The organism is Thermogemmatispora onikobensis (assembly GCF_001748285.1).
Lineage (GTDB): Bacteria > Chloroflexota > Ktedonobacteria > Ktedonobacterales > Ktedonobacteraceae > Thermogemmatispora > Thermogemmatispora onikobensis.
In genome coordinates this window covers 1-15,506 of record NZ_BDGT01000078.1, presented here as the reverse complement: position 1 = coordinate 15,506, position 15,506 = coordinate 1, and the positions used below count along the sequence as shown (strand labels likewise).

Annotated in this window: 12 protein-coding genes; 4 read left to right on the top strand and 8 right to left on the bottom strand. The window is 61.4% G+C overall.

Annotated elements, in window-relative coordinates:
* Both BGC09_RS20820 and BGC09_RS20815 read left to right on the top strand, forming a co-directional pair.
* Nucleotides 1-247, top strand: a 247-nt coding sequence (locus BGC09_RS20820) for a winged helix-turn-helix domain-containing protein (RefSeq protein WP_141727894.1), incomplete at its 5' end; no start/stop codon positions are given.
* 450 nt (nt 248-697) lie between these two features.
* Nucleotides 698-979 (top strand): helix-turn-helix domain-containing protein, encoded by a 282-nt coding sequence (locus BGC09_RS20815; protein ID WP_069806128.1) that lies wholly within the window; start codon nt 698-700, stop codon nt 977-979.
* A gap of 229 nt (nt 980-1,208) precedes the next feature.
* On the opposite strand, the gene BGC09_RS20810 is transcribed toward BGC09_RS20815, so the two are convergent.
* Both BGC09_RS20810 and BGC09_RS20805 read right to left on the bottom strand, forming a co-directional pair.
* Complete coding sequence (locus BGC09_RS20810; RefSeq protein ID WP_069806127.1) at nt 1,209-2,126, bottom strand: hypothetical protein; 918 nt, start codon at nt 2,124-2,126, stop codon at nt 1,209-1,211.
* A 312-nt stretch (nt 2,127-2,438) separates the two neighbouring features.
* Nucleotides 2,439-3,593, bottom strand: coding sequence for a helix-turn-helix domain-containing protein (locus BGC09_RS20805; protein WP_069806126.1), 1,155 nt, complete (start codon nt 3,591-3,593; stop codon nt 2,439-2,441).
* A gap of 559 nt (nt 3,594-4,152) precedes the next feature.
* Here BGC09_RS20805 and BGC09_RS20800 point away from each other — a divergent pair.
* Nucleotides 4,153-5,097: a methyltransferase domain-containing protein gene (locus BGC09_RS20800; RefSeq protein ID WP_069806125.1), complete on the top strand. Its 945-nt coding sequence runs from the start codon at nt 4,153-4,155 to the stop codon at nt 5,095-5,097.
* Nucleotides 5,098-5,737: 640 nt separating this feature from the next.
* Here the strand turns inward: BGC09_RS20800 and BGC09_RS20795 are convergent.
* Nucleotides 5,738-5,968, bottom strand: coding sequence for a hypothetical protein (locus BGC09_RS20795; RefSeq protein WP_052887657.1), 231 nt, complete (start codon nt 5,966-5,968; stop codon nt 5,738-5,740).
* An 827-nt stretch (nt 5,969-6,795) separates the two neighbouring features.
* On the opposite strand from BGC09_RS20795, the gene BGC09_RS20790 reads away from it, so the two are divergent.
* The gene (locus tag BGC09_RS20790; protein ID WP_069806124.1) at nt 6,796-7,905 is read left to right on the top strand and encodes an ABC transporter ATP-binding protein; all 1,110 of its coding nucleotides are present in this window, start codon (nt 6,796-6,798) and stop codon (nt 7,903-7,905) included.
* Nucleotides 7,906-8,203: 298 nt separating this feature from the next.
* On the opposite strand, the gene BGC09_RS20785 is transcribed toward BGC09_RS20790, so the two are convergent.
* The 5 genes from BGC09_RS20785 to BGC09_RS20765 all read right to left on the bottom strand — a co-directional run.
* Nucleotides 8,204-9,133 carry a ribonucleotide-diphosphate reductase subunit beta gene (locus BGC09_RS20785; protein ID WP_069806123.1) on the bottom strand — a complete coding sequence of 310 codons (930 nt, stop codon included), beginning with the start codon at nt 9,131-9,133 and terminating at the stop codon, nt 8,204-8,206.
* A gap of 345 nt (nt 9,134-9,478) precedes the next feature.
* Nucleotides 9,479-11,941 carry a 3-hydroxyacyl-CoA dehydrogenase/enoyl-CoA hydratase family protein gene (locus BGC09_RS20780; protein WP_069806122.1) on the bottom strand — a complete coding sequence of 821 codons (2,463 nt, stop codon included), beginning with the start codon at nt 11,939-11,941 and terminating at the stop codon, nt 9,479-9,481.
* A gap of 2 nt (nt 11,942-11,943) precedes the next feature.
* The gene (locus BGC09_RS20775) at nt 11,944-13,140 is read right to left on the bottom strand and encodes a thiolase family protein (RefSeq protein ID WP_069806121.1); all 1,197 of its coding nucleotides are present in this window, start codon (nt 13,138-13,140) and stop codon (nt 11,944-11,946) included.
* Nucleotides 13,141-13,369: 229 nt separating this feature from the next.
* The gene (locus tag BGC09_RS20770) at nt 13,370-13,777 is read right to left on the bottom strand and encodes a MaoC family dehydratase (protein WP_069806120.1); all 408 of its coding nucleotides are present in this window, start codon (nt 13,775-13,777) and stop codon (nt 13,370-13,372) included.
* A gap of 279 nt (nt 13,778-14,056) precedes the next feature.
* Nucleotides 14,057-15,506 (bottom strand): acyl-CoA dehydrogenase family protein (locus BGC09_RS20765; protein WP_069806119.1); only part of this gene is annotated, 1,450 nt, incomplete at its 5' end.

The window sequence follows — 15,506 nt, the reverse complement described above, 5'->3', positions numbered from 1 at the left end:
CCGCCTGACTCCCACGGAGAGCCGTCTGCTGCATCTGCTGATGACCCACACCGGCCAGGTCCTGACGACCGATATGATCATCGAACGTGTCTGGGGCTACGATGAGGCCGGCGATTCGGGCCTGGTGAAGACACATATCCGCCACCTGCGCCAGAAGATCGAGCCGAATGCCAACCAGCCACGCTATATTACTACCGTGCCCGGCGTTGGCTATACCTTCACCGCCCCTACACCTGTCGAGTCTTGATTGAAGGGAGGAAGCTTCATTCGCAAGCAGAGGCGTCTTCCATCTAACGGCCTGACCCGCCTGTGGTCCAGCCTCGCTGCCAGTATGGCCTCGCTCCTCGCTGAGTTGCTCATCTCTCTTCGCTCACTCACTCGCTCGTTCGCTCGCTATCCAGCCAGCAGCAGCGCAGCGCTCGCTGTCCCTCGCGGGTCGCCTCTCTTCCCTCCTTTCTTTCCCGCGAGCTGCGCCGCCGGCCCCATTTGGGCGCCGCTCCACTAGATAGATGGTTATGAATGCGGAACGAGCGAGGCCAAAACTTAACCCAATGTTAACCGGATCTCCATAAAAAAGTGTATCAAGGTAGGTTAGGATAACCAGCGTTGAGGCAATATATCTACATATAGCTCTCAGTATTCAAGAAATGCTCTTCATGAGCGGTGAACTCATCAATCGGTCGTAAGGAGAGAATCGATGGCAATGCCAGTTATGCAAGATGACGATGTGCTGTTGACCTTCAAAGAGGCCATGAACTATCTGCGCGTCAGCCGCTCGACGCTCTACCGCCTGATGTGGTCTGGCCAGCTCACAGGGCACAAAGTTGGCAGCACCTGGCGCTTCTATCGCGGTGATCTGCGCGCCTGCGTGGGACGCGAGACGCCGACTCCGGTGGCCAAGCTGCAGGCCAAGCTGCAGTCGCGCCTCTCTGCCCAGAATAACCAGAATCAGAATGCCACGACGGCGCATAACAGCTAGCCTGTTAGAGAGTCAGGGCGAGAAGTTGTCGCTTCACTTACTGGTTTGCGCCCTCCACAGCGAACCGGACGCAGGTAGACCTGAATGTCCGGTTCGCTTTTTGCTTTGCTCACCCTTGTTCCTCCCTCGATGCTGATCAGCGAGCACACGCGGCCACTTGCCGTCAGCCGTCGCCTGAAGCGTGAGGTTAGAGTAAGGCGGGGACGGGAGTCGGGGAGGGAGAACCTGGTCAGATGCGATCGAAGTCGACGATCTTCCAGGTGTTGCCGACCTGACGCACAGTCAACAGGACTGTGTAGGACAAATGGCTGCGCATGACATCGACCTCCACCGTATAGGTCGGCCCTTCCTCGAGGCCAAAGTTCGGCAGCGATCGGATGTTATAGCTCAGGAGCGGCCCGTAGCGCGTATCGAAGTCTTGAGCCTCCTGGACAAATTCCTGCTGCGTGAGGTGGGCATGGAAGCCCCCAGGTTGCAGATTCTGAAAAGCATGGACGTAGTCCTGGCGCTGGACATCGTCATAGTAGTCGTTCACCAGGGCAGTCAGGCCGTTGTATTGCTGCTGAAGCTGATTGAAAGGACCGGCAAAGGCCCAGATGGCGACCCCGATGCAGGCGAAAAAGGCCAGAGCGAGAATCCCGAGCGAGATCCAGATAATGCGTCGCGAGCGTCTTCTGGCGGTCGCGATGGGATCGGGGTCCGGTGGCCAGCCCGGATATGGTGACGGGGAGGGCGCAGGCGGGGCGGAAGGAACCAGGCCCGCTCGCCGAGGGGCCTCAGCAGAGGTGAGCGACGGAAAGGAGGAGGGCGGAGCGGGAGTCGCTGGCCGAGCGCTGACAGAGGCAGGTCTGGCCTGCTCCACACGAGGAGCGGCAGAGCCAGGCTGCATCTGCGCGCTGCGCCTTTCTCCCTCAGGGGCGAGACGCTCATAAAACGCCGGCGGCGGCGGATAGACGAAATCGCTCGCCGGCTCGGCGTCTGCAGCGGGTGATGGCTGTTCTCCTGCCTGCTCCTGGGCCTGGCCCGCGGCTCCCCCTGAAGCATTGGCAGTGGCAGCAAGGGAATCATCAGCAGCGATGGTCGGCTCCGGCTCGCGCTGGCTCTGGCCGCCGCCCTGCGAGGCACCTGCCGGCTCTGGAGACTGCATGAGCTTGCTCCTCAAAGAGAGTCAATCGTGTGAATTCGTGTACCAAAAAGCTAGCAGATCATGCCCCCCCTGTCAAGGAAAATACTGAGGATGAGCCTGGATGAGCCTGGAACAAGCGGCCCCCGTCAGCCAGCTGAGGGCTGTCATGTCAGCAGACCCTCGCCCGGCCCTCCCCCAGCACAGAGCCAGGCCCCTACCTCGCCCAGAGCACCAGGTCAGGTATCGGTCAGCAGGGAGGGATCAGAGCGCAGGCGAGGACGGGCCGCGGGAGGAGAGAGCCACACGCGCGCGGTGCGCACTCTCCTCGTCGGCTCAAGGCCGCTCGCTCGAGAGCGCGAAATGCATCGGCGCCAGTTGCTCAAACTCCTCCTCTATCTCCATACGGACGCGCTTCTCGGCCTCCGGACGAGAGAGCTGGAAACGGCGAGCACAAGCGATCACGCGATTGACAAAGGTTCGGCTAATCTCCTCGCGCTGCCAGCGAATATCGGGCATCGGACGCAAGTGGATCAGCGAGGGATCATAGAAAGCCGACTCGGGCAGGGCCAGAGCCACCAGCAGAGCATACTCGTTGACAGCCTGGCACACCGGCGGCGAGAAGAAATCAGCCTGGGTACTGGAAACGATCAATACCCCGGCGCAGCGGCCCGCGAACAAGACCGGACAGGCACAGGCGCTGCGCTCGAACTCTTCAGCCACAAACTGATGGCGCTGCTCACGGTCCAGCTCGCTCCAGGTTTGGAGGCGCTGGAGCATGGCCGCAGTGCCAGCCAGGGTGGTGCTGCCGAGAAAAGCCCGGCTCTCTTGCGTCTCCGACCAGGGGCTGGTCGCCCGGACCTCAGCCTCATAGAGGGAGTGGATGCCATCAGCTCGCGGCGGCATGAGCTCAGCATAGGTCAACGCCAGGCCACGCTGCTCAGGATCAAGATGCTTGATGGCTGCCTCGAAAATACGCTGGATCATCTGCCAGCGCCGACTGTCGTCCTGAACGATCGTTGCGCGCAACTCCAAGACCTGACGATATAGGTCACGGGATACGGTTGGGATCTCACCAGCCGGCGGCAGATCGAGCACATTCGGAAAGCTTTGCTCGATAGACTCCTGCAGCTCACGGCGATGCTCAGGCATTACCTCTAGAATCTGCCTCAAAGAGGAGGGACGCGGCTCGGATTGACCATTCATCCAGCGATAGACCGTATTTTCGGAGACCCCGAGAGAGCTGGCAAACTGGGCGATGCGCGCGCGATCGCGCTTGAGAATGCGCTGCAGGGTCAGGCTGAAGGGAGTCAGACTTGTGGAAGCCGGAGTGGCCGATTCGGCAACGCGGGCCCCGCTCCGGCTCCGACCGCGCTTGGTCACACCAGCATTCGCATGACGACCGCGGGTACGCGCCGGCGGACGCGCTTCTGGCCCGGCAGCCCGCTGCCTGCGACGCGGCGGGCGCGAAGAGTCATGTCCTTGCTTCATGTCAGTCAGTGCTCCTTCCTTACCAGACGGGTGCGCTAGCTAGCCGCCAGACTAGCAGAGGCGCCAGCTGCGGCTACGGGCGAACGGTGCAAACGTGCGTGTGTGCGTGTGTGCGTTGAGAGGTGGCACCGAAGACGTGCCAGTATGTGCTCTCTTCTTGCCTGATATGGTTGCTGGGAAAGGATTTGCCTGAGCCGATTATATCACGTCGATGGAGCAGATTACCAGAGCGTTTTCTTACATGAACGCATTTTCATGTATCCTTCCATTTATTACAACATTTTAATATCGAGCCAGGCAGGCTCATCGCAGGTAGGAAGCGGCGCGAGGTGGCTTCACAGCGTATGGCGTGCAGTGTTCGCGCATCATGTCCACTTGCCGGATTGCATGATAGGGAGCGTTGAAACTTTCGAAGGCTGCCTGGATCATGAACAAAGTATTACAAAACTCCTACAAATGTACACACACTATTGTCTTCTCAGTGGGCTGCATGTTATACTCTCCTCACCATTGAAGAAACCTTTGTTTGCGCCACGTGCGCGAAGGCGAGGATTGTACTATGGCAGCGAATAATCCGGTCTTTGGTAACGAATGTGGGCTTCCTCTGAATGCGGTCGCCTGGTTGGAAATGCACCATCGCTGCAAAGCGGCAGAACGCGAACAGATGGTGCGCGATCTCCAGCTCAAGGCGGGAAGCCTGGTGGTTGACGCCGGCTGTGGCCCCGGCCTCTGGGTTCCTTTGCTCGCCCAGGCCATCGGCCCCCAAGGACGCATTATCGGCGTGGATATCTCGGTCGAAGCCCTGGTAACCGCCCGGCGACGCAGCGCGGGCACCTGGTACGCCCCCCAGGTCGAGTATAAGCTGGCTCCCTTAGAGCAGCTGCCTCTCGCGCATGGTTCCGTTGACGCCATCTTCAGCGCCAATGTTAGCCAGTATCTGCCTGAGCCTGTCAAGACCTTCAAGATGCTCGGTCAGTACCTCGCGCCCGGAGGCCGCCTGATCGTGAAGGACATCGATTTCGGGACACTGCGCTTCCATACGATTGATCCCGGCCTCCAGGCCCGCGTCTTCCAGGCCCGCGAGCGCTGGGAGCGCATTCGCGTCGAGCACGGCTATCCCTTCGAAGATAGTTGGGTCGGCTCAAAATTGGCCGGCTACCTCCGCGAAGCTGGCTATGAGGAGATCGAGGAAAAGACCTATCTGATCCAGCGGCGCTTTCCTCTCACACCAGACTATCGCACCTACCTGCAGGGCATCGCTGAATGGTTTGTCTGCGAGGGCGCCCCGGGCCTGAGCTCGGAAGATCTGACCGCCTGGCTCCAGTGCTTCTTCGATGAAGAATACAATGTCTTCGATCAAGAAACGTTCCTCTATGAGGAAACTGAGTATGTGGTCAGCGGCGTCTGGCCCGGTCGGCGCCTTTCTCTTGAAGAGGAGGCCCAGGTCGCAGCCTCTGCCGAGCCAGTACGACGCTTGCTTTCTCTGGAGGAGGCGCGACCTTAGTCCGGCTGGCCCACTCGCCAGCGGGTCAGTCGAGTCGCCTTCGGCTTTGTGTCTGAGCAATGCGGCGAATGATTGGGTGAGCAAGCCTGTTAGAACGCTGCCTTGATGAAGGATGAGTTGGGACAATCTTTCATCATCTTCTCCTACTCCAGAACAAGTGACCTCGCCGACTCCCTCGCTCGCTCACCCGTGGCCGCCTGCGTCCCGCTTGCAGGAAGCTGGCCCGGAGGCTAGGGAGAACAAGGAAGAACCCTGATTGAAGAAGCACGCTTCTGACAGGCTCAGGCAGAGAGATCGCGAGATCGAAGACCCAGGTCAGCCACACCGGCACGACAGGGGAGACGTCCCAGAATCACTTTCTCTGTCCGCCACTCGTGGCGATGTACCGTTTCCGATCCGCGTTGCTCTTCCACAGCAGGCAGGGATGGAGGGAAAACCATCCCTGCCTTCTCTTTCCTCCCCTCCGTCACCCTTCGACGCCCGCGGCTACTGATGCCTCCGGCCTCCGCTACCTGTCAAGCTCCCAAGCTCCACTTCCTTACCTTCCTTCGTCCCTTTCGCCAGCTTCAGCATGCTTCTCTCGACCAGAAAAAAAAACGGCCCGGGGGGCCGTTTTGCGTGGAAGAGCCTCGCCGGCTCCCTAGTGCAGGGTATTGAGCCGCTCCGCGATCATCGCGATGGCCGCGTCGCCTACAATGGCCTGAAGCTGGTTGTGGAGCTGGCCCAGATGCTCCATTCTGGCGGTGATGAAGTCGTGGCGCGAGACACCACAGGCCAGCCCGCTCAGGCCGCGCTGGGCTGCCTCATACTCATCGCTGATCTGCTTGAGTAAGCGCGCGACTTCGCTACCCTGTTCCTTGGTCGTCAGCATGGTTTCCTCCCCTTCTCTGGTCTGGATCAAGCGATCAATAAGGTCTCCAGGGCGATCCCCTGCGGTTGAGCGATGTCAATAGCCACTCAGCGATTGTGATAACAATGTACGCTACTTGTTAGCAACATACTCGGTAACGCACACTCATAGTATGCATGAAAACATCTCCTCTTGTCTAGAGGCAACCTCACCTTTTTTGAAATTTGACAGAGAGACTACATATTTCAATCAATGTTATGATGGCAATGTGCGCAACGTTATGGCTCTCCATCTACTTTTGTAAGCTAGCAAGCTGGCAGCATGATTACACAGGCTCGCGCCTTCACTCCCGCTCAATCGCCGCTCGCCAGTTAGGACCTTTGGGCTGGTCGCCGGCGCCAGCAACGTTCGATCCTGTCTTGTGTATCATAGTATAGACGAATAAGCAGGCTGCCAGTCAAATGCAAGCGCCAGCCTTCCGCCAGAGAGGTGCTCTTTCTTCCCCAGCATGGGTCTCGCCGGCCAGACGTTGGCCAGCCGCCGGTTGACCTTCCTGAGCGTGTAGGGCGGCCTTTCGACGCTCGACGCAGTCTCGCTTTCCTTCGCTCCCGCAAGCAGTGCGCATTGCAATTGGTGGGCATTGTGTATATACTCTACATAGCGCTTGCCCAGGTGAAGGTGAGGAGAATCTCGACCTGACGCTCTGGGCAACTGGTGCGCGAAGAAGCCCCGTTGACTCCCTTCTGACCTCGCAGTCAGTTGCAACGTGGCACCAAGCGATAGCTCTTCACCAAAGGCCCTGACAGATTCAGGAAGGGATCTGTCAGCAAGAGCGAAAAGGAGTTAGTATGGCCCGTGTAAGCTTTGTACACGTCTACAAGCGGTTTGACAAGGTCGATGTGGTCCGCGACATCAACCTTGAGGTGAAGGACCAGGAGTTTCTGGTTCTCGTCGGCCCATCGGGGTGCGGCAAGAGTACCTGTTTGCGCATGATCGCTGGGTTAGAGGAGCCAACCGCTGGGGAGATTTACATCGGCGACATGCTGGTGAATGGCGTGGAGCCGAAAGAGCGCAATGTGGCGATGGTCTTCCAGAACTACGCCCTTTACCCTCACATGAACGTCTTTGACAATATGGCTTTCAGCCTCAAGCTCCGCGGTGTTCCCCGCCAGGAGATTAAGAAGCGGGTCCAGGACGCCGCCGAAATCCTCGAAATCGCTCATCTGCTCAATCGCAAGCCCAAGGAACTCTCCGGTGGCCAGCGGCAGCGCGTGGCGCTTGGACGTGCCATTGTGCGTGATGCGCAGGTCTTCCTGATGGATGAGCCACTGTCAAACCTGGACGCGAAGTTACGTGTGCAGATGCGGGCAGAGATCATTAAGCTGCACCGGCGGGTGCAGACGACTTTTGTCTATGTGACCCACGACCAGGTGGAGGCGATGACGATGGGGGATCGCATTGTGGTCCTGCATCAGGGGGAGATTCAGCAGATGGGGCCTCCGCAGGAGCTGTACGACCATCCTGCCAATATGTTCGTGGCCGGCTTTATCGGTTCGCCGGCGATGAACTTCTTCCCGGGTGCCCGGGTAGTGGACGACGATGGCGGGGTGAGCATCGTGCTGGATGGTTTCGGGCGGGTACAGGTGCCGGCCTGCTATGCGGAGAAGGCGCAGGAGGCCAGGGGGCGCCAGGTGATCTTTGGTATTCGCCCCGAACATTTGCGCGATGCTGCTCTGCTACCGGCAGGCGCCGCTACGGTTTCGACCATCATGGCGCCGGTCGATGTGGTGGAGCATTTGGGGAGCGAGGTCCAGGTCCATATGTCGGCCAATGGCACCACCGTGGTGGCTCGCCTCGATCCGCGCTCGCATCCGGTGGTCGGCGAGCCGCTGAGGCTGCACGTTGATGTTGATCAGATCCATCTCTTCGATGCAGAGACGGAGAAGGCCTATTTCTAGCGCTCGGGCACTGATCCGTCTGGATCGTTCATGCGCTTTCTTGTTTCTTTGATCAGACACAGGCAAGACGGGTAAGAGGGTTGATCTGATCACTCAGGCCAGGCTGGTTCTGTCGTTTGCTGTGGCCAGCCTGGCCTTTTTTGCGTCAGCAGGAGAGAGAAAGTTTCGCGCCTGCAACAGAACAGGCAGACAGATTCTCCTCGGCTCTGACTTTCAAAGGGGAGCGCGGGCCTCCACACCCCCTCAAAGGCCCACGCCCTCACTCCATCACTGCTCGGCTCGCTCGCCTCACGCCAGTCTAGGCGACCGCTGGCAGGAAGTCAGAGGGGACGCCGATGACCTTGAGCTTCTTGCGCAGCGAGTTCATGCCAAACCTGAGTAGTTCGTCGGGGTCTTCGCCAAAGCTGCTCAATAAGGCGCGCTGGAAGTCCGAGAGATAGAGGGTGTCGTGAATCTGCGGCATCCATTTCTGGATGGTGTCGCGGATGACGTCGGCATACCGGGCATCCTCCTGCACCATGTCGCGCAGGAAGCGCACGCCAAAGAGGACGTGGCGCGATTCGTCGCGGGCAATGGCGTTGAACCCTTGCTGGAAACCCGGATACCAGCCCATGCGCTTGTTGCGGTTGAGCATGCTGCGCTGGCCGGCCAGGGCCAGCGTGCCCTCGGTGATGATGTGGTAGAGGGTGACGCCTTCGACGAGGTGCTCCAGCTTCTCGGGCTGGGCTTGAATGCGCTGGCCGATCTCGACCAGGCCCTCCATGAGGATCTGCCGCTCGCTTTCGCGCAACAGGGGACGGATCTGGACAAGCAGGGCCTCGATGTCTTCACCCTCAAAGCCTAACGCTTCGCGGAAGAAACGGTCAAAGAAGACGGAATGGCGCGCTTCGTCAACGAGCTGGGTGGTGAGAAAGATGCGCTGCTCTTCTTTGGGGGCCGCAGCACAGTAGGGGATGAGGGTGTGGGTGACGCTGACTTCGCCCTGGAAGAAGACGACGAAGCCGCTGATGTGCACCGGACGAGCCGCCTCTTCAACCTGGCTCCATTGCTGGCGGTCAGCGCTGAAGTCGATGTCCTGGGTGCTCCATTGCTGCTTCTCCCAACGCTGGTAGAGCTCGCGATAGGTCGGCAGGTTGACGAGCTTTTCATCGATCTCGCCAACGATGATGGCGTCTCCTCCCAGTTGACCAAGCTCTTTGAGTGAAGCCTTGCTGATGTCGATCGCCATGATGGACTCGGCTCCTTTCCTTTCTTTCCCTTGCGGCTAGGCCCCCGCTTCTGCGCGGAGGCGATCCTGCTTTGCTGTCCTGGTGCACCTGGCTGGCAGCGCTGTACCGCTCCGGAATGACCTCGCCCGGGGAGAGCAGCCGCCCTGCCCGCGAGACGGCGGTCGCGGTTGCTACGGCGACCTGGGGCCGCCGCGCGCTGTGTCGCACGCGGCCTGACCCCAGACCCGCTTTGCTTGAGCTTGAGCTTGGCCCGATCAATGCGATGTCGTTGGTTGCTCGTTCGTTCGTTCGTTCGCTCGCTCGCTCGCTCACAAGCGAGCGAGCGAGCGAACGAGTGAGCAAGTTTAGTTGCGCAGGGGCTTGCCAGTCATGAGAATGGCTTGCATGCGCTCCTGCGTCTTCTCCATGCCGCAGAGGCTCAAGAAGGCCTCACGCTCCAGATCGAGCACCTGCTGCTCGGTCAGGGGCGTCAGCGGCGAGGTGTTGCCACCGGTGACGATGCGCGCCAGATGGCGCCCGATGACGGCATCGTGCTCGGTGATCTTGCCCGTGAGGAGCATGTTGTCGATCTGCTGCTCCAGTACCAGGCGCCCACCTGGTCCGGGCAGCAGCAGCATGGCCGGCTGCGGTGGCTGCCAGCGTCCCGCTTCGCGCGCTTCAGCCAGGCGCAAGGCGTCAGCCTTGGCGTCGCGCAGCAGGAGATCGCGATTGGTGGTGATGCTGTCGCTCTTGCGCAGGAAGCGATATTCCTGCGCCTCGACAGCGCTGGTGGCGACAGTGGCCATCGCCACAATTTCAAAGACGCGCCGCGGGGCGGCAAATGGTCCCCCAGCACTGCGCGACTGCTGATCTTCGAGACGGGCCCCGTGGCGCAGCAACAGCTCTTTGACGCCGCCTCCGCCCGGGACGAGACCGGCCCCGACTTCGACAAGGCCGATGTAGGTCTCGGCATGGGCGCGGACGTGGCTGCTGTGCATGACGATTTCACAGCCACCACCCAGGGTGCGCCCGGTGGGCGCGACCACTACCGGGATGGGGCTGTATTTGAGGAGCATGTTGACCTGCTGGAAGGAGTTGACGGCCTGCTCCAGCATCTCCCACTGGCCGTTACGCGCGCCGACGAGCATGAGGAAGAGGTTGGCACCCGCCGAGAAGTCCGGGGCCTCGTTGGCGATGACGATGGCCCGGTACTGCTTCTGTCCCTCTTCGACGACGTAATGCAGCATCTCGATGATGTCCTGGTCGATGGCGTTCATCTTGGTGTGGAATTCGACGCAGACGATGCCATCGCCCAGATCGATCAGCGAGGCTGAGCCGTTCTCGCGGATGACCTTGTCTTGGGCTTTGGCCACGCTGAGGGAGATGCTGCCGCGCAGTTGCGGCACCGGCTGGTAGCTGCCGCTGTGGAAGTCGAAGTAGCGCCGCTGCCCAATGGGGCCGCTGTAGAAGCGCCCTTCTCCTTGAGTGATGACCTGGCGCACTAGCTCGGGTAGACGAGCAGCGTGCTTTTCAGCGAGAGCGCTGAGCGTGGCCGGCGCCTGCTCTTCGCTGACATCTTTAAAGGAAGGATGGGAGCGCAGGACGCGATAGAGCGTTTCGGGATGCTCCAGGAGGATGTCCCAGCCTTCGAAGCTGCCCAGGTCGAAGTTGAAGCCCCAGCGCATGGCCTGGTCGACGGCGACGACGCTGTCGGCAATCTCTGGGGCCAGCCGTGCGGCGTAGATGAGCGAGTCGGCCAGGGTCTCGCGCGCCAGTTGGGCCGCCCGATCGTTGCCATTGAGCACGGTCAGCATGCGCTCGGCTGGATCGTCGATGTTACGCGCGGCCCCAATGGATTCGAAGCGTGGCTTCTGCTGCGGCTGGTATTCAAGGGTCTGCAGGTTTAGCTCAAGAATGGTGGATTCGCCACCGGGGTTCTTGATGCGCTTGTAGAAGCCCTGACCGCTCTTCTCACCCAGCCAGCCGCGCCGTACCAGCTCGCGCACGACTTCGGGAACGCGGAAGACTTCGCGCTCGGGATCGTCGGGGGCGTTCTCGTAGATGTTGTCGGCGACGTGGACCAGGGTGTCGAGGCCGGAGAGGTCGGCGGTGCGGAAGACCGCCGATTTGGGTCGCCCCATGCTGGGGCCGAGAATGGCGTCGACTTCGCTGACGCTGTAGCCCTCTTCGAGGGCCCGCCGGATGGTCGACAGGAAGCCATAGACGCCGATGCGGTTGGCGATGAAGTTGGGCGTGTCTTTGGCCAGGACGACGCCCTTGCCCAGCACCTCGGTGGCGAAGTCCTGCATGAAGCTGACCAGGGCCGGGTCGGTCTGCTGGTCGGGGACGATCTCCAGCAGGCGCATGTAGCGCACCGGGTTGAAGAAGTGGGTGATGAGGAAGTGGCGACGGAAGCGCTCGCTGCGTCCGGCGGTCAGCAGGTGAGCTGGCAGACCCGAGGTGTTGGAGCTGACGATGGTATTCTCCCCCAGCAGCGGCTCCAGTCTGTCGTAGAGCTGCTGCTTGACGTCGAGGCGCTCAAAGACGGCTTCGACGATCCAGTCGGCCTGCGCTGCTTCTTCCAGGTTGTCTTCAATGTTGCCAACGGTGATGAGCCTGGCTTTTTTCGGGCTGTAGAAGGCGGCGGGGCGGGCCTTGAGGGCGCGCTCCAGACCGGTGCGCGCGACGCGGTTGCGGTCCGCGCCAGCGTCAGGCGGCACGATGTCCAGCAGGAGGCTGGGGATGCCAACGTTGGCGAGATGGGCGGCGATGGCAGCCCCCATGACGCCGGCCCCGATGACCGCTGCTTTGCGAATCTGGTACCCCATGACTACGACAACCTCTCGATGATGGTCGCTACGCCCTGGCCGCCACCAACACAGAGGGTGGCCAGTCCCAGGGTCTTGTCGGCGGTCTGTAGATCGTTGATGAGGGTGGCGACAATGCGGGCGCCGCTGCAGCCCAGGGGATGGCCCAGGGCAATGGCGCCTCCGTGCGGGTTGAGCTTCTCTTCGTCGATGCCCAGCTCGTGGATGACGGCCAGGTTCTGAACGGCGAAGGCTTCGTTGAGTTCGATGATGTCGATGTCGCTGAGCTGCATGCGCGCGCGCTGCAGGACTTTCTTGACCGCCGGGACAGGCCCGATACCCATGATGTCGGGGCGCACGCCGGCGACGGCCATCGCGACGACGCGCGCGAGCGGCTGGATGCCAAGCTCGCGGGCTTTGTCGGCAGACATGAGAACGACGGCAGCGGCTCCGTCGTTGAGGGGGCTGGAGTTGCCAGCAGTGACGGTGCCGTCTTTGATGAAAGCTGGCTCCAGGGCGGCAAGCTTTTCCAGCGAGGTGTCGCGCCGCGGCCCCTCGTCGGTCTCCATGAGGCGCCCATCGGGCAGTTTGACCGGGATGATCTCGCGCTTGAAGAAGCCGCTGTCAATGGCGGCGACGGCCCGCTGGTGGCTGCGCAGGGCGAAGGCGTCCTGGGCCTGGCGGCTGATGTTGTACTTGCGCGCCAGGTTCTCAGCGGTCATGCCCATCGGGATATAGCTGTAGAAGCCGTACTCTTGCTCGGTGGGCGGATAGGGCCAGTCGTATTTCTCACCCTCAGCAGGCTTGATGAGGCGCGGGTTGAAGCTGGGGTTGAAGCCGCCCATCGGGACGCGCGACATGCTTTCGACGCCGGCGGCGACGATGGCCTCGCCCTGGCCCAGCATGATGCTCTGGGCAGCCATGTTGACGGCCTGCAGGCTGGAGGCACAGAAGCGGTTGACGGTGACACCACCGCAGGTCTCCGGCAGGCCCGCCAGCGGGGCGACGATGCGGGCCATGTTCATGCCCTGCTCGCCTTCGGGGAAGGCACAGCCTAAAATGACGTCTTCGATGAGCGCAGGGTCGAGCTGCGGTACGCGATCGAGGGCGCCGCGAATGGCAAAGGCGGCCAGGTCGTCTGGACGAACGTCCTTGAGGGCGCCTTTGTTGGCGCGTCCGATCGGTGTGCGTACGGCACTGACAATCACAGCATCTATCATAGGGGATCTGCTCCTCGTATCGGCTTGTTGTGACAATCGCGCTCCTGCCTGGCTGGACAGCTTCCGCCTGGCCGCCCGCTGGCAGGACGGGTTTGTCTGCGCTGGACTGAGTACGTTGCTGACATTACAGGAACTGAAGAAACGGGCACGGCAGGCGGGTCACGGCGCCGCTCCGGCGGCAGAGTCAGTCAGACGACTCGCTCACGTCTGCTGGCAGCCCGCCCGCCAGTCAGGGGGCCGTCACCTGGCGAATGATGCCCTGGGCGCTCCCACGCAGTACCTCCTTGCCATGCTGATTGCGGCAGACTGAGACCAGTTCGAGAGAGAGGTAGCCGTCTCCGGGTTCCAGACGGCTGACGGTCATTTCGCAGCGGATGCGATCGCCGGCGAAGACCGGGCGCAGGAATTCCATCTGCATCGTGCGCGCGATAAAGTTGAGGTCGCCGCCCAGCCTGGTGGGGATGCTGGCGGTGAGCAGGCCCTGGACCATCAGCCGGCCCTGGGCGTCAGGTTGCATGTGATGGAGACCTTTGTCGCCCGAGAGTTCGGCAAAGAGGCGGATGTCCTCCGCGCTAAAGGTGCGCTCGTAGGTCAGGACGTCGCCAACCTGTAAGGGGCGTTGACTCTTGTTCTCCATAGACTCCTTGCTCCTGGCTTCAGGCGCTTCTCTTTCGCCTCACCTGCCGCCCAGGACAGGAAGGCCGGCCCGCACATGCTGTCAGAGGAGACCAGCCGGCGGCGGCGGAAGAGTGGGCCGGCATGGCACAGCGGCCCTCGCCCACCGTCCCCCAACCGCCGTCGGCCTTTGGCACTCGGTCACGCTATCCACAGCGGATAGCTTTGGGGGCAGGAGAGAGAATCTGACGAGCTGCTTCGTTCGTTGCCCCCTGCTGGCCGTGGCCAGCGTTGAGCCGGGCTAGAAGTGCGGCAGCGGGTAGCCTTTCCTGGCCACAACTTCAGCGGCGATGTCGCGCTGTAGAGCCACACCGTTCACCAGATAGTCGCCGATGTAGGCGCGCACGCGCGCCAGCTCCTCGTCGACTGTCTCCGGCTCAAAGTAGGTCATGATCATCTGATCCAGATTGAGGCGGATGCGCGAATGGGCCAGCCAGGTCGCCAGTTGCGCCAGCTTGCTATGCAGGGCACTGTTCTCGTCGCCGCGGCGAATGGCCTGGATGGCGCGCGCCAGGGCGCTATCGCTGGCGTAGATGTCGATCAGCAGGTTGGCCAGGTACTCAATGAACTCCTCTTCGTTCTCCAGGGCCTGCATGTAGCGCATGGCGACGCGCATGCCGGCGTAGATGGCTACATCCTTGGCACGCTCGACGGCATGGACGGCAGCCCGGAGCTCGGCGGGTACCTCGTCGCCCGGAGCCGGCAGGGCCTCGCCCGCCTTGATGCGGGCCTCGATGGCCGGGTAGCGCTGCATGAGGTCAATCTTGCCGCCCAGGACACGACGGAAGAGGGTACCGGCGGCCACCAGACGGTTGATCTCGTTGGTGCCTTCAAAAATGCGCTGGATGCGGGCGTCGCGATAGGCTTTCTCGATCGGATATTCCTGCATGTATCCGTAGCCGCCGAAGATCTGGACGCCCTCGTCCACGACGAAGGCCAGAACCTCGCTGCCGTGGACCTTGGCAATGGAGTCCTCGATGGCGAACTCTTCGATGGCCTTGAAGACTTGCTCGGTGTTCTCCCCGGCTCCAAGACGGGCATTCTCGATGTTGGCGGCAGTGCGGAAGACTTCGCTTTCGGCAGCGTAGGTCTCGGCAGCCATGCGCGCCAGCTTCTTTTGAATCATGCCGAATTCGTGCAGGTACTTGCCGAAGGCCTGGCGCTCGGTGGTGTAGGCAGCGGCCAGGTCCAGGGCCGTGCGCGCGCCCCCAACGGCACCGGCACCGAGCTTGAGACGCCCGATGTTGAGGATGTTGAAGGCGATCTTGTAGCCCTTGTGCAGCTCACCCAGCAGGTTTTCGACGGGCACCGGCGTGTTTTCAAAGTAGACCTGGCGCGTCGAGGACCCCTTGATGCCCATCTTGCGCTCTTCGGTACCGGTGGAGATGCCCGGCCAGCTTGTCTCGACGATGAAGGCCGAGGGCCGCTGGCCGTCAACGCGCGCGAAGACTACCATGAGGTCGGCAAAGCCGGCGTTCGAAATCCACTGCTTGGTGCCGTTGAGCAGGTAATATTTGCCGTCCTCCGAGAGGCGCGCCGTTGTGCTGAGGTTCATGGCATCAGAGCCAACCCCTGGCTCGGTCAGGGCATAGGCGGCGATCCATTCACCGGTGGCCAGCTTCGGCAGGTATTTGCGCTTCTGCTCTTCTGTGCCATAGAAGACGATCGGCAGGGTGCCGATGGTCGTGTGG

Excerpts from the sequence above, each read along its gene's own strand:
- BGC09_RS20815 (WP_069806128.1), top strand. The coding sequence starts at position 698 with ATGGCAATGCCAGTTATGCAAGATGACGATGTGCTGTTGACCTTCAAA.
- BGC09_RS20810 (WP_069806127.1), bottom strand. The coding sequence starts at position 2,126 with ATGCAGTCTCCAGAGCCGGCAGGTGCCTCGCAGGGCGGCGGCCAGAGC.
- BGC09_RS20805 (WP_069806126.1), bottom strand. The coding sequence starts at position 3,593 with ATGAAGCAAGGACATGACTCTTCGCGCCCGCCGCGTCGCAGGCAGCGG.
- BGC09_RS20800 (WP_069806125.1), top strand. The coding sequence starts at position 4,153 with ATGGCAGCGAATAATCCGGTCTTTGGTAACGAATGTGGGCTTCCTCTG.
- BGC09_RS20795 (WP_052887657.1), bottom strand. The coding sequence starts at position 5,968 with ATGCTGACGACCAAGGAACAGGGTAGCGAAGTCGCGCGCTTACTCAAG.
- BGC09_RS20790 (WP_069806124.1), top strand. The coding sequence starts at position 6,796 with ATGGCCCGTGTAAGCTTTGTACACGTCTACAAGCGGTTTGACAAGGTC.
- BGC09_RS20785 (WP_069806123.1), bottom strand. The coding sequence starts at position 9,133 with ATGGCGATCGACATCAGCAAGGCTTCACTCAAAGAGCTTGGTCAACTG.
- BGC09_RS20780 (WP_069806122.1), bottom strand. The coding sequence starts at position 11,941 with ATGGGGTACCAGATTCGCAAAGCAGCGGTCATCGGGGCCGGCGTCATG.
- BGC09_RS20775 (WP_069806121.1), bottom strand. The coding sequence starts at position 13,140 with ATGATAGATGCTGTGATTGTCAGTGCCGTACGCACACCGATCGGACGC.
- BGC09_RS20770 (WP_069806120.1), bottom strand. The coding sequence starts at position 13,777 with ATGGAGAACAAGAGTCAACGCCCCTTACAGGTTGGCGACGTCCTGACC.